Origin of the sequence: Noviherbaspirillum phoenicis (assembly GCF_047237965.1) — a bacterium.
Lineage (GTDB): Bacteria > Pseudomonadota > Gammaproteobacteria > Burkholderiales > Burkholderiaceae_D > Noviherbaspirillum_A.
Genome location: NZ_JBDFLX010000001.1, coordinates 1,413,219 through 1,427,367, shown reverse-complemented (window position 1 = coordinate 1,427,367; position 14,149 = coordinate 1,413,219). Strand labels below are relative to the sequence as shown.

The 14,149-nt window shown below is 45.1% G+C and carries 11 protein-coding genes; 3 read left to right on the top strand and 8 right to left on the bottom strand.

The genetic code is table 11. The features are described from left to right. Nucleotides 1-6 precede the first annotated feature (6 nt). The 6 genes from ABC383_RS06440 to ABC383_RS06415 all read right to left on the bottom strand — a co-directional run bounded on the left by ABC383_RS06440 (nucleotide 7) and on the right by ABC383_RS06415 (nucleotide 9,471). The gene (locus ABC383_RS06440) at nucleotides 7-1,425 is read right to left on the bottom strand and encodes a site-specific integrase (protein ID WP_413012539.1); all 1,419 of its coding nucleotides are present in this window, start codon (nucleotides 1,423-1,425) and stop codon (nucleotides 7-9) included. Beyond that, the gene (locus ABC383_RS06435; protein WP_413012538.1) at nucleotides 1,418-3,604 is read right to left on the bottom strand and encodes an AAA family ATPase; all 2,187 of its coding nucleotides are present in this window, start codon (nucleotides 3,602-3,604) and stop codon (nucleotides 1,418-1,420) included. Before ABC383_RS06435 ends, ABC383_RS06440 begins: the two co-directional genes overlap by 8 nt. A gap of 109 nt (nucleotides 3,605-3,713) precedes the next feature. Further along, complete coding sequence (locus ABC383_RS06430) at nucleotides 3,714-4,172, bottom strand: hypothetical protein (RefSeq protein ID WP_413012537.1); 459 nt, start codon at nucleotides 4,170-4,172, stop codon at nucleotides 3,714-3,716. Further along, nucleotides 4,162-4,926, bottom strand: a complete 765-nt coding sequence (locus ABC383_RS06425; RefSeq protein ID WP_413012536.1) for a hypothetical protein — start codon at nucleotides 4,924-4,926, stop codon at nucleotides 4,162-4,164. Before ABC383_RS06425 ends, ABC383_RS06430 begins: the two co-directional genes overlap by 11 nt. A 41-nt stretch (nucleotides 4,927-4,967) precedes the next feature. Beyond that, nucleotides 4,968-7,235 carry a hypothetical protein gene (locus tag ABC383_RS06420; protein WP_413012535.1) on the bottom strand — a complete coding sequence of 756 codons (2,268 nt, stop codon included), beginning with the start codon at nucleotides 7,233-7,235 and terminating at the stop codon, nucleotides 4,968-4,970. Between the two features lie 97 nt (nucleotides 7,236-7,332). Next, complete coding sequence (locus ABC383_RS06415; RefSeq protein ID WP_413012534.1) at nucleotides 7,333-9,471, bottom strand: hypothetical protein; 2,139 nt, start codon at nucleotides 9,469-9,471, stop codon at nucleotides 7,333-7,335. A 508-nt stretch (nucleotides 9,472-9,979) separates the two neighbouring features. On the opposite strand from ABC383_RS06415, the gene ABC383_RS06410 reads away from it, so the two are divergent. The 3 genes from ABC383_RS06410 to ABC383_RS06400 all read left to right on the top strand — a co-directional run bounded on the left by ABC383_RS06410 (nucleotide 9,980) and on the right by ABC383_RS06400 (nucleotide 13,142). Further along, nucleotides 9,980-10,735: a slipin family protein gene (locus tag ABC383_RS06410; protein WP_413012533.1), complete on the top strand. Its 756-nt coding sequence runs from the start codon at nucleotides 9,980-9,982 to the stop codon at nucleotides 10,733-10,735. Nucleotides 10,736-11,985: 1,250 nt separating this feature from the next. Further along, complete coding sequence (locus tag ABC383_RS06405; protein WP_413012532.1) at nucleotides 11,986-12,750, top strand: DUF305 domain-containing protein; 765 nt, start codon at nucleotides 11,986-11,988, stop codon at nucleotides 12,748-12,750. Nucleotides 12,751-12,809: 59 nt separating this feature from the next. Next, nucleotides 12,810-13,142, top strand: coding sequence for a four-helix bundle copper-binding protein (locus tag ABC383_RS06400; protein WP_413012531.1), 333 nt, complete (start codon nucleotides 12,810-12,812; stop codon nucleotides 13,140-13,142). Nucleotides 13,143-13,296: 154 nt separating this feature from the next. Here ABC383_RS06400 and ABC383_RS06395 read toward each other — a convergent pair whose 3' ends face one another. Together ABC383_RS06395 and ABC383_RS06390 are read right to left on the bottom strand one after the other, a co-directional pair. After that, nucleotides 13,297-13,728: a copper-binding protein gene (locus ABC383_RS06395; protein ID WP_413012530.1), complete on the bottom strand. Its 432-nt coding sequence runs from the start codon at nucleotides 13,726-13,728 to the stop codon at nucleotides 13,297-13,299. A gap of 124 nt (nucleotides 13,729-13,852) precedes the next feature. Then, a complete protein-coding gene (locus ABC383_RS06390; protein ID WP_413012529.1) occupies nucleotides 13,853-14,077 on the bottom strand; it encodes a hypothetical protein in 225 nt (74 codons plus the stop codon). Nucleotides 14,078-14,149: the final 72 nt, after the last annotated feature.

Genomic DNA, 14,149 nt, shown 5'->3' with positions numbered 1-14,149 from the left:
TTCCATTTAAAAACTACCTGATTCGTCTTCTCCCATATTATTCCGGTCGAGACCAATATCCCGTTTTTTAGGCATCTGCAAACGTTTCTCCCTCAGCGCAAGCTCTGCTTCTTTTAACGCAATGCGATTTTCTCGTAATTCAAGTTCCGTGCGTCTTTTGGCAATTTCCGCCTCGTCAGTCTCAGCTTCGACTGCATTCAGTGCATAAATATATGCATCTTGAGAGGCCATGCTGGAATGCCCGAGTTTTCTGGCAATTGCCATTTGCACGCTGTCTTTAGTTACCATTCCACCAGATTCACGTGTTCTTCTTATTGTGTCCACGCCTTCCTGATTTGCGCGTGCGCGTCTTATCGCAGGAGCGCCAGTTCTTCGCACAGTAATTCCAGCTTTCCTAAATCCATTTCGGATATTTTCCCGCATCGATTTGGCGGTCATTGCTTTCCCTGTTTTAGAGTTAAGAAAGATAGCATCGTCTACTAAGGAATCATTTATGCCAAGAGTGGTAAGTAAGTCTGCCCGTGGACCATCTATGAATTTCCGTATTTCCAAGCAAAGCGGATAACTCAGCATAAAAGTATTTTGGTAGCCCAGTTTTTGCATGAACGGTCTTACAGGGAACTCTTTTCGGGTGTCGGTTTCTTGTTCTAACTCGGCGAGCGGAGGGATTTGTAACGTTGTTAATGAATTTGCAGATTCTGCACGCAATGCGGTTTCCCGAAGGATAGCGATAAAGAGTGAGTCCCGCTCAGCTATGAATAGGCTCTCGGTACCCTGCGTTATCATAATATTTAAAAGATTAAGTTCTTTGTCCGTTGGGAAATGCTTTATAGTCTTTCTTGATATTGGCACCGGCAATGTGAGGGGGCGGTAAAGAACAGATATCACCTTTTTTGAAAGTTTATTAGGCTGGGTACGGGAGCTTTTGTGATTCAGTACGCCTTTACTATCTTTGTCTGTCGAAATTAGAGTGTCAATTTGGCATCCTGGCCCTATTACATTAGCGACCATCTTTTCGGATTGTGCCCATTCATAGAAATCGTAAATGGCATGAATTTTCCGGTTCACATTAAGGTTTGCTCCAGATTCATCTATTTGTTCATATCGCTGATTGGCTTGCCAAGCCTTAACCTTTATAACCTCTTTTTCTATAAATTCCTGGAAATTTTCATTGTTAAAGTTTTTCCAATCTATCTTGTATTTATAGAGATATGCTGCGAAAGCCTTGAGGTCACGGGCACGTGCATCAAACGTGTTTTTGTTTGTCTCTTTCGATTGGCGTTTTGGTTTTGCGAAATCCAACATGTAATCATTGAGCCAGACCAACAGTTCACCGTCAGAAGTGAAATATACGGGAAGCTTATACGACGTGAGTAAGTCTTTTCCAACCCATACCAACTCAATGGCGATTTCTTCGCTAGCCATGTTTTCTCACCTTTAGTCTTAAGCCTACGATCCTGTTAAACGACCTTGGGGGTCGAACCACATGCTTATTCATGGTGTTCCAGTCGCCTATTAGAACAATCTGTTTTTTTGCACGAGTAAACGCAGTATAAAACCAGGTATTGTCTAACACCGCAGATTCATTCGATACGATAATGACCCGTTCGAATGAGCTTCCTTGTGATTTGTGACAGGTAATAGCATAAGCCAATTCTAAACAGTCGAAATCTTCTAATGCCATGTTTCGACGGATCCCGTCAAGCTCCGCAATGGCCACGATCTCAACTGCCTTTTCTTCATGGTCCCATGTCTGAGATCCGTACTGCGGTTTCGGAAGAATTTCCACGATGCGGCCCATACTTCCATTCCATAAATCTCGCGCCGCAAGATTTCTAGTAAAAATCACTGGATCGTCTTCTGCAAATTTTTTGTACTGAGTGATCTCTAAGGTTTTTCGGCTGGAAGTGGAGTAAACATTCTGCAAATTCTCGTTAAGGTTTGCTACACCTACTGCTGGGCTCTCTGTGCTAGCACGGTTAATAGCAGCGATAATCTGAACTTCGCCTTTTGTTCTCATTTCGCGATAGGCGCGAATAATCGCACTCTGAATTTCGTTTCTTTCGGTGGTTATAAAAAGGACGCCTGTGTCGCTGGTAATTATTCGTCCAGGGGCGTCCGGCACATATTGACAACGTGCCATGTGGGGCATCACTTGGTCGCGGATAAGCTTAGCGGCTGCTGGTATGCCGGTCTCTACAGCAGATCTGTGAACTTCCGTTAAATACGTCTGTGGTACTTCCGGCGACTTGGCCAGGATGTGAAAGGTTAATCCAGCCCCGATCGGCGGAAGTTGATAGGGGTCTCCTACAAATACGATTCGTGAGCCCGAAGGGATAAATTTTAGTAGTTCATATAATGTCGAAGTATCAACCATACTGGCTTCATCGATGACAAAGTACGCACCCGGTTGGGGGGAAACTCGACCCTTTTTCCTGTCAAGGACGAATTTCGCAATTGTGCTGGCATGTCCTTGACCAGTTGCCTCACGGATCTGCTTTGCAGCTTTACCAGTCGGTGCCATCGGAAAAATAGCGCCACCTTGCGAAATAATTTGATCAAATAACGCGTTAAGGGTCGTTGTTTTGCCGGTGCCTGCATCGCCTGCAATTATAGATAACGGTGCACTTAGCGACATCTCTACCGCTAATTTTTGGTGCCCATTTAATGCGAAATCGGGAGAACCACTTCGGATGCGAGTCGTTTCTTCAAAATACTCAAGCTGAAATAAATCGAATTTTGCTCGGAAAAGTGCGCCTTGAAACTCTTCTCGCCCGTCGATCATCGCGATGAACCGCTCCGATATTGTGCGTTCCATCAAGGCCACGCCACGCAGTTGAACAAGTATTTCGTCACCTGATCCCTCAGTGAACTCAACGGCTAAATTTGCTGCTGCGTTTTTGAGGATATTGTCATTACTTGTTCTGGTCCGGCCGAGCAGCAAGTCAAGGCGCTCACTAAGTTTGCTTAAAGTTGCTGCTGTATTGCCATTATCCCATTCCTGGTACATCGCACACTCGAACGCTGCGAGAAGGCGGCGACTGTCGTGTTGGGCAAGTTTGAATTTACGGATGGCCAAATTATCGACTTTGGCAAACGATGCGGCTGCGCTGTTGCTTGGTACGAACGCCAATAGACGGTAAGGATTATCTTCTATGGCTTCCACGGCGTCCGCTCCCCAAGCTTGTCTTGCCCGGCGAGCCAACGTTTTTGAAAAGCCATGTTCTTGCATCCACCGCATGGCTTTCGATTCGGCTAAGACCTCATGCCAGCGACGCAGCAAAATCGGAATAAATTCAGGTGCTAACAACTTTTTATTCTTTTTATCTAATAACGCTGAGAGAAGATCAGTTTTCCTATTATCTAATGCATCGTGTAAATCTATAGATTGTTCCACCGCACTACGCCACATTGCACTAGCTTTCGCTCGACCGATGCCATCAAACTGCGTGGCAAGGAAATCAATGAGCAACTCCCCGGACGGCATAATCATGCACGCTTCATGAGCGAGCAGTTGCCAGCCATATCGGCTATTTTTTTCATCAATAAACGGTTCGCCGCTGACTTGCCATACTTCCCCTGGCAGAGGTCGTGCATCGTTCACGTCGGTCTGAAGGCAAACGCGGTAGAGTTTGTCTCCACGCCTCATCGTGAAAAACCTGTTCCACGACTTCTCCACGATGCCTGAAAATGTCGGGTAGGGGGATTGCATTTTAACTATTGAAAGAGTTGCAACTTCCGTCCGGATGCTGTCGGTGGTATGGGTGGATCACACGACCTGTACGCAGTAGATACTCCTCAGCCTGGTCTCTGCGGAGCGTCTGCTCCCGGACTGCCTCCAATTCAATTGTCTTCAACAATAAAGCTTTCTCTAATGTTTTCACACGCGCTTCAAGTGCTCTCATCTCCTTGTTGGAATGACTTGGCTTGGCTTCTGTTATAGCGACTTGCCCCATAAATCCCAGCAGTCGCGCCATTTCCTGTGCCAAAGCTTTGTTTGAATGAAAGCGCTCCCGCGCAAAACCAAGTTTCTCAGCTACCGCTGTGACATTCACCTGCCCATGCCTCATTGGAACTTCGGCTTTACCTTGTAGTGCCTCGTCAACAAACTCCCTCATTTTTTTTACAAATGTTGCCGCCTTTTCGTTATTACTGGCCGTTTCACGTTTCATTTGGTGACCCTTTTGTGTTGTTTAACCCGATCACCTTTTGTCTTTCTTTCACCAAATCGCGAACTTTGGCGTCAAGCAACGCAATTTGTTCATCTTTTTCAGCAAGAAGCGCTTTCATCTCTTTTTCTCGGCGCATGTACCTTTCTTCCGCTTCTTTCCATCTTGCTAACAATGCCCGTAGTTCTTTCCGATCCGCCAGAGACTGTAATGCAGCGCTTTCCCGCTGGCTATCCATGGTTTTAAGTCGGCTGTTCAATTCGGAAATCAAGCCTTGCTTGTTTTCCGACTCGAACTGTCTTTCTTTCGTCGCCTTAAGAATTTCTAGCGCCCGATTTAAGTTTTGTTTTAACGTAAAGTAATGCGCTTTTTCCTCTTTATTCCTTATTTTCTGAATTCCCCCTGGTGTCAAGGCTGCTGCGTCGTAACTGCCAAATGCATCGACATGATCTGGCTGGATTAGCTCTTGTTGAAGCATTTCGTTTAATGCTTGAGCAATGATTCCATCACTGTTGTCTGTTTGTTTCCAGCGGCGCACCTCATTCTCAGAGTCAGGCACGTGTTCAAGAATCTTTTGTCCATTTTGATCAAACACGTATTTTCCCTCTACATCTCTTTTCCAGGGAACGCCTGTTCGACCCCAATATTCAAGGAGCGCTACTTTCACCTCAATTTTCTTTCTTGCAGTGCTGTGCGACACCTGCGATATATGGGCAGATGAAAAAGCGTCAGAACCTTTTTTTGAATCTTTTTGCATAGTCTTTTAAAATTGGTTTTCCATGCATCAGCGTCCCGTTTCTATGCTGGAACAGGGAATATCTCAATAGTTATCTTTTTATTTCTTTCATACTCCGCAAGGTGATATTGCTTCGCTTCGTGCAAACGCGCTAACTTCGTCTTCGCGTGTTCGTGTTTCAAGGCAGATTGGCTAAAATCATTTAGAATATTCTCGAAGTGAGCGATTTCGCCTTCGAGAAAACTCATGGTCCCGCTATGAGTGCCGTGATTGCTACAGCTACTACACAAAGTGCACGATGCCTGGCTCCGATCGATTTTTCCTTCTTTCGCACAGTGCGCTTCGTGTGCCTCGTAATGAGCACTCTCCCTTGCGAAGCAGATGCCATGTGCAAGTGGCTTTGGTACGTGTCCTTCCCGAATTAATTTTTTGGCAAGCGGCATAAATCTTTGTGCGTCCGTTAGCACGGCGTCGGTGTTGAACTGCTTTACATAGTCAGCCACACGTTTGATAAGAGAGCGACCGAAGCCACCAGAAGTGTTACCCTCAGCAGCTTTCATAATGCTTCGCAGCATATATTCTTCCGCTACACTGTCAAAAATCTTTATATACTCAACATCAAATTCTTCGATTGCCGTAGCTTCTTTTCCATCAATTTTAACTTCGTGCAGCTTTACTTTTTCCGAAATACTACTTGCGTGTTCTACGAAGTTTTTATCGGTAATGTAAGTAAAGGTTTTGCTTTCACTGAAGTGAAAAAATTGTTTAGACAAGGCTGAAAGCTGAGGGAAGTCATATCGATAAAAATAAAGAACAGCATAGAACCTACGCCACATGTGCGGTCGCACTTGTATTAAATCATTTCCGATAACTAATTCTATCCATTTTGGAAGATGTCTGTCTGCTATTTTCGGATCGGTGTAGTTTCCGGTAACAAAGGCTCCTGTTGTAAACCCGAGTCTGGCAGAAAATAGTGGCTGGTCATCCGCAACCTGCCCATCAGAATCTAAATCTGAATAGATTTCGTGGATTCTTTGAAGCACTTCAATAGCTTTGCCTGCCAAAAAGTTAATGCCTGTTGTCACGTAATCTCTTATCGTTTTCTCGATATATACCCGCATTGAGTAAACACCAAGTTCTGATTTTTTTAAGCATCCATAGGTAAGGCCAAACTTGTTACTTGCAATTTCCATTTTTCTGCGAGCGGTATTGCTGTAAATCACACAAACACACGCTGACGATAACAAATGAAAAGCCATGATCACATCATCGAAATTTTTAATATTCATGTCTGTGATTTTATTAAGGTCTACCCCGGTTTCTTCCCTTATAAGAGCAACCTCATCGGCAACTTTACGAGGAACGTGGTACCAAAGTGAATTCGGGTGCTTAATGAGTAGACGTTTGGCTGCGTGTCCTAGCTTGAAGAAGGCCTCTGCATAGTCGATGATCCATGTTGCGCCAGCAGCCATAATTTCGACGGCATCATCAAGAGAGAGATTTTCGGTGCGTCCTCGCGGAGCCCCTTTAAAGTTGAGGAAAAATTCTTCAGTAGTATCAGGAAATGCAAAGAAGCGAATCGTATCGAAGCCTGTAGGAATTTGACTTAGTTGGTTAATTGTGTTTGCCACACGCTCCAATGTTGTTACTGAAACAGCCTTGACTTCGTATCCTGTAACCAGAAAGTCCGCAACAGAGATATTTACAAGGTCCGCGAACTTTTCGATAAAAGGCCGTGGCAGTGAATTTGTCGCTCTCATCCCGATGGCGTTTGACAGAGCGTCTAAATTAAAAACAAATCCGGTTCCGGCCTTCGCAGGCTTTTTTCTGGCTATCAGGTGGCTTAGCAGTGCGGTCTGTCGGTCAGGTGGTGAGAGATTTTTTTCATAATCTTCGAGTAATTTCATCAGCCGGCTGTTTAGACCGCTTGCCACACCGATACCTATGGCACAGTCTTGCAGGAAATGGTTTACATGATCCCTAGTCAAATCCTGAAACTGATAAATATCTTGTTTGCGCATCCAAGCGCACAGCATCTCAAGGTACGCTAAGGCAACATCGGGAGAGGATGCGGCACTGCTTTTGCTCAAAACAATATTAACCAATGCCTTCGCAGTATTTACGAGTTCCCTTCGGTCAGTGAAGCGCTCGGCCTCTGGATAAATGGATGACGATGCAATCCAAAATTTATTTAATTCAATTTGCTTTTCTTCAACCTTCCCGCCGCCAGCACTGTATTTGTAACGGATAACGTCTTCGCTAAAATCCGATACGTAATTTGCATGTTTTACCAAGTCGTGAAACGGACTTGTAAAGTCGATGATACGCATTCGTTCTTGTGGAGGAAGACTGCTTCCGATGGTAAGTAAATTGTCGGCTACTGTGCTTGGCTGATAATCTGGGGCGTGACTCATTTTTATCTTTCTTCTACGCTGTTTGGAATTGGGGGCCTTGTTCTTTGGTTACTTGCCGCTCTATCTCTTCGTACAAACTTTTATACCGTATGTTGTTGCGTATAACGTGAGAAAGCGCAATTTGAAACGCAAATGCCTTCACGCCATGTTTTATCCAATGTTCAGAGTTGCGTGAGCAAATTTCTTCCAGGTGATCTCGAAAGTACCGCAGCATTAAAATATTTTCCTTCATGCGGCCTTCCGTGATGATGATTTTTTGCTGTTTGCAGTCATGGCATTGTTCGCCATCACAAACCTCACCGGACTTGATCGTATGATTCGGGCTTTCTGTTGGGCTCATGCATCCAACGCCATTACCAACCGCAGTTAGTTTTTGTTTGATTTCGTCTGCTCGGACCGGCCGATTTTGTAACGTAACGATCGGGATAGTCTTAACGTTTATATCTTCGCGTTGAAGTTGATGCGTATATAACGCGTCATCGCCGCCGATGGCGAACATGATGGTCGCTGCTATCTGACGTTCAAACTGATTAATGATCGCTTCGTCAAGCCCTGTCAGAACTTGAGCCACATAGCCGGCAGAGGTCGCAATATCTGATTGACCGAGCTTGTTTCTTACTTCGAACAGATTTCCATTGCTTCGTACAACGACTTGGCATCCGACTTGGCTTCGAAGGTGTTTAAACGTGTAGTTTGGATTGATATTCCATTCCAGCTTAAATTTATCAAATACTTTCCCCCATGTGCCGATACGTCGCTGAGCGCGGAATCCCTCCAAACGGTTGGGGTAACAAAAAAGGTAGCCTTCACTGTGAGGCGCGCATGCCCAGTGCCCGCGCAGCCGGTCATAGTTCGATATAAGCATCTCCATTGCGTCAAAGGCTGTTTTTTTACCTCTTTGACCTGGCTGACTTGCATGCTTCACGATGTAGTCGGCATCGTCCTCCAAACCTTCATCGGCAGAGTCCAATGCCTGGTCCTGACTTTTTCCAGTCTTCTTCTTAATAGGCATGAGTCTCCAGCGTGCGGTTTGCCCTTTCTCTCGTTCACACTGAGAAATATGCAAGTCTTGAAGCGGTTGCGGGTTGAAACCAGTTTCTGACAAAATTAATACCTGAATTGCAACCAACTCGGCTGATCCAAAATAGGAAAGTGAGCACAATAGATCCGGCAGGAAACTTTTCTTGCCGCTGAACCCTTTGATCAATTCATCACTGAAATAGTTTGCAACGCGATCCCCGTGGGGATAAACGGTCTTATATTGAGAGATGAAACTTTGCATTTTTACGTACACATGCAGTTCCTCTTGAAGAAACTCTGTGACATAAAAGGCTCCAAGCTCTCTGCTATCTATAGCATTCAGTGCTGAACGTTCGGACTCAATCTCTGACCATCCTTTTCGATGAGGGTCTAACACCTGTTGAATTTCCGCGTACCGCTTAGACGTGAGAATGGCGGCAAGAGTTGTTAACGCAGCTTTACGCGTTTCCCAATAAGTCAACGCTTGAAAGCATTTTTCCTGAAGCTCCGCAAGTCGTGTATCAAGATGCTTTGCTTGCTTGTCCCGCGCCTCCGTGATCGTCTTGAACGTAATATCTGTGATCGCTCCAGGGGCCTGACTGGATGTATCTTCAAATGACGATAGGGTCAATGAACTACTGCGCTTATCGGGGGGCAGCGGGTCCAGAAAATTCTTTATGTCATGGTAGCGAAAGCTGAGGATATTTGAATCAAACCACGCGTCGATCCCAGCCCAAAAAAGTTTCCTCGAATTTAGAACTAAGGGCCTCAACGCCGATATGTGAGATTTCGAGATCTTGATTGCCTGCTCTATAACAGAGAAAAACTCCCGCATCTCGTTCCGAGTTGGGGGCTTATCCGGGAGTGATCCTAAAATCCGAATGACAAACGCAGTATGATGCTCCGACATCGAAGGCAGGCATTGCAGCCCAGCTACGGCTTGTAAATATGCCTGCTCACTCCTTCTGCTGGTACTGCAGTAATGGAGCCAAGCTGTTTCAAGAAAGCTTTGGTTGGCTATTCTTACTTCAGGGAAACTGTATTTCAATAGCTTCTTACCAACCTTCGTTGGGGTTTCCACCCAGACGCATAGTTGGTTGTTTTCGCAATAGCCTTGTCCAATAACGTCCACGTGTCTTCTTCTCCATCAATTTATGACGCTCTCATCCTATTGTATTATTGAAACTAACTTTCATTAAAGTATTCTTGTTTCAAAGTACAGGTACAGCGCTGATCAATAAAGTCAAATAGTGGCGACGTGAAGAAAAACGCCCTGATAGTAGTCTCTCATTGGGTTTTTTCTACTACTGTACATCCGTACAGTAGTTATGGCAAGTGCCATTCACCACGGTTAGTTCAAAAAAATGTTTCTTAAATTCTTGTAAAAGTTTACATTGATTCCAAACTGAAATTTTAGACTGCACCGTAATTGGAGGAAACATCTATAGATGCAAATTTTAAATCTTTTTGGAAATATTTTTGGTGGAATTTAAATATACAGATAATTTTTATTACATCCTCGGAATTTTAAAATATTAAATACTTGGTTCACCATTTCGTGGCACCGTGATGGTAGGTGCTGGTACATCTGCAGTGGCCTAAAAGAATTCAACTCAATAGACACATCAAAAGGAGTAATAATGATTTTCGAATCCGCATTTGGGGTGGTGATCGTTTTTGTAATTTTTATTGTCTTGACTTCGATGCGTGTATATCGAGAATATGAGAGGGGAGTCATTTTTACGCTAGGCCGATTTACAAGTGTAAAAGGGCCTGGGCTCGTCATCATTATTCCTTTTTTGCAACAGGCTGTAAAAGTTGACCTTCGTACCATAGCAATGGAAGTACCACCTCAGGATGTAATTTCACGTGATAACGTTTCGGTAAAAGTAAATGCTGTCGTGTATTTTCGTGTAGAGGATGCATCCCGTGCTGTCATTCAAGTGGTGGATTACCAGAACGCGACAAGTCAGCTAGCGCAGACAACCTTGCGTTCGATATTGGGCAAACACCAGTTGGACGAAATGCTCGCAGATCGCGAAAAGCTGAACGCCGATATTCGCGCTGCTCTAGACGCTCAGGCGACTTCATGGGGCGTCACAGTCGCGAACGTCGAGATCAAGCAGGTTGACCTCACCGAATCAATGGTTCGGGCTATAGCTCGACAAGCGGAAGCGGAGCGGGAACAACGCGCCAAAATCATTCATGCTGAAGGGGAGTTGCAAGCGTCCGAAAAACTATACCAAGCGGCTAACACGCTTGCCAAAGAGCCTCAAGCGATGCTGTTACGCTATTTGGAAACACTCACGGTTATTGGCGCTGAAAAAAACACTACCGTTGTGTTTCCCCTTCCTATGGATCTCATTACGCCTTTTTTAAACCGCAATAAGCCGTGATAGTTACAGAATTCCGATTGCTTTCACATCATGACAGTGTGCAGGCAGGTTTTTGTGGATCGAAAGCTGGATATAAAGAAGAGTGCAACACGATCTGGTTTCGAAAAAGACAGAATCTTGTAACGAATCAGGCTTAGGCTGGCAATCGTTGTCTGTTTTGGCCATTCGTCGTAGCGGTCGATTGTATCTTGGCATCGTCCTAGTATGCGTTCGACTCGTTAATGTGTTATAGGCGAGCGGGTAGATCCCGGCCCGCTTCCCTAGGTGTCGGTAGTCGCATCATGATGCACCTATCCAGGGCGGCGATTTAAAATATGAAGTGCAACACTTTTCTTTGTTTCTTTCAAGATTTTTATAGGAGGAAAATACTTCATCAAGCGTAGGAGAGTCCATTGGATTAGCTAATCTTACGGCATTAGTGGTGCGAGAATTGACGATCCAAGGCAGGCCTTCCAAGCTATCTGGGCTTTAAATAACAATAGAGGCATACAGGAAATCAGGATGCATTAGCAATCGTTTTTCGAAAGGTATGTGCCTTGTACGCTAATTTTTATTTGGGCGTGGCAAAGCACATGAAACCTTCAAGTACCAGGACCCCGCCATTAAAAGATTTACATTTGGCCGAATTCCAAGGGCGGTTAATGCTGGTTAAATCACATAAAGAATGGTAGGTAACGGTTGGTGCTGCTTGTGGAATTTGCATACTATGATGCTTGTAAATTTTACAAATATATTCGGCTTGGCGATCTAATTTGCTAATTTCTTCGCGCTGTTAATACCCGTAGTTTAGTCCGGCTTACTCTTTGCTCCGGTTGTACGAAATTGCATGCGTAGAGTCACGATATTTTCTGAGTGCCGATGAGAGGATTTATCTATAGGATATTCTGCAAACAGGTTCTGAGTATCCACACGACAGGCACGCTGAATTTCGTGGGTTACATTCAGATTGCCGTTTCGGCCGTCAGGAAGGAGGCTGAAATCAGTGCGATGTTTGTGCGCATAAGATCGAAGCTCCATGTGGGCAATGGAAAGAGGATCAAGAATATTTCCGATTAATGGCAATCGCTGAGAAATCAGGAATTTCTCGAAAACGCTTATTGACTTTCATGCGGGAAAGGTTGCTCAGATTGGAAATGGGAAGCAAGAGGGGAATCTAACTAGCACGGGATTAATAGAGCGGCTCGCTCGCCGTCGATATCTACAGGGAGGATCGGTATGGACAGTAGCCAATTTTCTGAAAGGAGAAAACCGTGGTTGACATATTATCTTTCGAGGAAAGCCTGAATAAGCCTTTGAATCCAAGAACCTGTGTTACAAGGGGCGCGATGCGTCCTGTTAGTAAAGTGCTCTTCGCCCTAGGTGCCACTGCGATACTGGCAATAGCGGTCCCTGCCGCACAAGCCAGCGGTCCAGGTCGAGGTGCGACTGCGGAATTTGAGAAAGCTTATCTTGAATTTATTATTGACCATCATTACTCTGCGTTAAGGATGACTGAACTGGCAGCGGGGACTGATCTTCAACGGGACGCTCCCGTTGACAATGCCCAGGAAGGCACCGCCCCAACCCCGGATACCAATCCAACACCGGCAAAGGCAACGGATGATCAGATCAGGTCTATGTCGCGCCAAGCAAATCGCACTCAACGGGAAGAGATCCTAAAAGCACAACGGCTCTTGCGGGAATGGTACGGCGTAAACCACACACCACAATTGCAGCCGCAAGGACGTCAAGCAATTCAGCAATTGGAGCGGACACCCACAGGCACGGAATTTAACCGCACCTTTTTGCAAACCTTCAGCAATCACCATTATCGAGCGCTTTTTCCAAGCTTGGCCTGCCAAGTGAAACGAGACATTGATCATGGCGAGCTAGAGCGCTATTGCAGCGGGATCGTCCATTCTCAGACTAACGGGATTAACGACATGCGAGAGATGTTGTGCAAAAAATTCTCGATCTGTGATTTTGTGCCAACGGCGAATCTTGGGCCCGCCCAAAGGCTAATCAATCAGCCATAGGAATGTGGTATTTGGAAAATTCTTGAACGTCGTGCTGATTACCATTAAATGGAGAAGCTATGCCAAATCAACAATATGCCTCGTGTATCGAAGCCTGTAACGCTTGCGCAGACGCCTGCGATTTCTGTGCGACTTCCTGCTTGCAAGAGCAAGATGTCAAAATGATGGCACGCTGCATCGCCCTAGATATCGATTGCGCCCAAATTTGCCGCCTCGCCGCCAGTTATATGGCTCGTGGGAGCGAACATGCTAAAGCAATCTGTCAGCAATGTGCAGACATCTGTGAAGCCTGTGGCAATGAATGCGCCAAGCATCAGATGGATCATTGTCAGAAATGCGCAGCAGCCTGTAAACGTTGCGCAGCCGAGTGTCGTCGAATGGCAGCCGCCTGACAGTAGAACAGGGATGTCAGACGCTTTGCTTGTAGACGGACTTCACAAGCAAAGCGTTTTTCATCTATAGAGGGGTCGAAGGCTAGGTCAGAACGTTGAACTCCAAACGACGCTTGTAAAAACTCTACAAGATATAACTCGCCCTGCGACTTGTTTAATATGCCTTCGTAATTACGTAATTTGCACCTTCTTTTACAAACTCGACATTGACGCTTTTACCAACTGACATCTTATCAAGCAGAGCTTTGTCGCGGACAGTGAACCCCATGGTCATGGCGGGCCACTTAAGGCTCTCGACCGGTCCATGTGCCAAAGTTACTATTCCTTTTTTAGGCTCAACGTTTTTTACGACGCCAGCGGCCTTATGTACCATATCGGTATTGCCGGCATCGGACATGCTTTTGGATTCACCACTCTGGTTCATCATCTCCATGCATGATTTCATATCCATGTCTTTCATGCCCTTCATATCCATGCCTTTCATATCCATACATTTCTTCATGTCCATATCGCTCATTTTCTTATCCTGAGCAAACACTACATTTGAAGAGAAGAGGGCAATCAGAATAGAAGTAATAGCGAACATTTTCATAAGATTCCTTTTTGGTTGGATAATTTATCAAGTTATTTAATCAATAATTATTGCGGAAATTAGCGAAATTGGCTGCGTCATCGTGGCGAATCATCAATAACGCAGCCTTTGGCTCTATTTAACCTTTATTCATCATTGCTTGGCATTCTTTCATCATCTTTTGCATTTTCGCGTTTTTGCTGTCCTGTTGTTGAGTCGTCGCTTCTTTCGAAGATCCTTGGTGCATCCGCGCAGCTTGAGCCTTGCGTCCGTCCTCGATCAGCGCCCAATTTGGACCAGCTAAAACAGGAAGCGTCGTGTTAAAAAGAACAACTCCAATTAATACTATAAGTGGCTTTTTCATGATTTGCTCCTTGTTACGCTTCTAGATATTGGAAGAGATGGCGGCATATATCCGTTTGCATCTTTTCCGCTT

Coding starts and splice junctions, on each gene's coding strand:
- ABC383_RS06440 (WP_413012539.1), bottom strand. CDS start 1,425: ATGGCTAGCGAAGAAATCGCCATTGAGTTGGTATGGGTTGGAAAAGAC.
- ABC383_RS06430 (WP_413012537.1), bottom strand. CDS start 4,172: ATGAAACGTGAAACGGCCAGTAATAACGAAAAGGCGGCAACATTTGTA.
- ABC383_RS06425 (WP_413012536.1), bottom strand. CDS start 4,926: ATGCAAAAAGATTCAAAAAAAGGTTCTGACGCTTTTTCATCTGCCCAT.
- ABC383_RS06420 (WP_413012535.1), bottom strand. CDS start 7,235: ATGCGTATCATCGACTTTACAAGTCCGTTTCACGACTTGGTAAAACAT.
- ABC383_RS06410 (WP_413012533.1), top strand. CDS start 9,980: ATGATTTTCGAATCCGCATTTGGGGTGGTGATCGTTTTTGTAATTTTT.
- ABC383_RS06400 (WP_413012531.1), top strand. CDS start 12,810: ATGCCAAATCAACAATATGCCTCGTGTATCGAAGCCTGTAACGCTTGC.
- ABC383_RS06395 (WP_413012530.1), bottom strand. CDS start 13,728: ATGTTCGCTATTACTTCTATTCTGATTGCCCTCTTCTCTTCAAATGTA.
- ABC383_RS06390 (WP_413012529.1), bottom strand. CDS start 14,077: ATGAAAAAGCCACTTATAGTATTAATTGGAGTTGTTCTTTTTAACACG.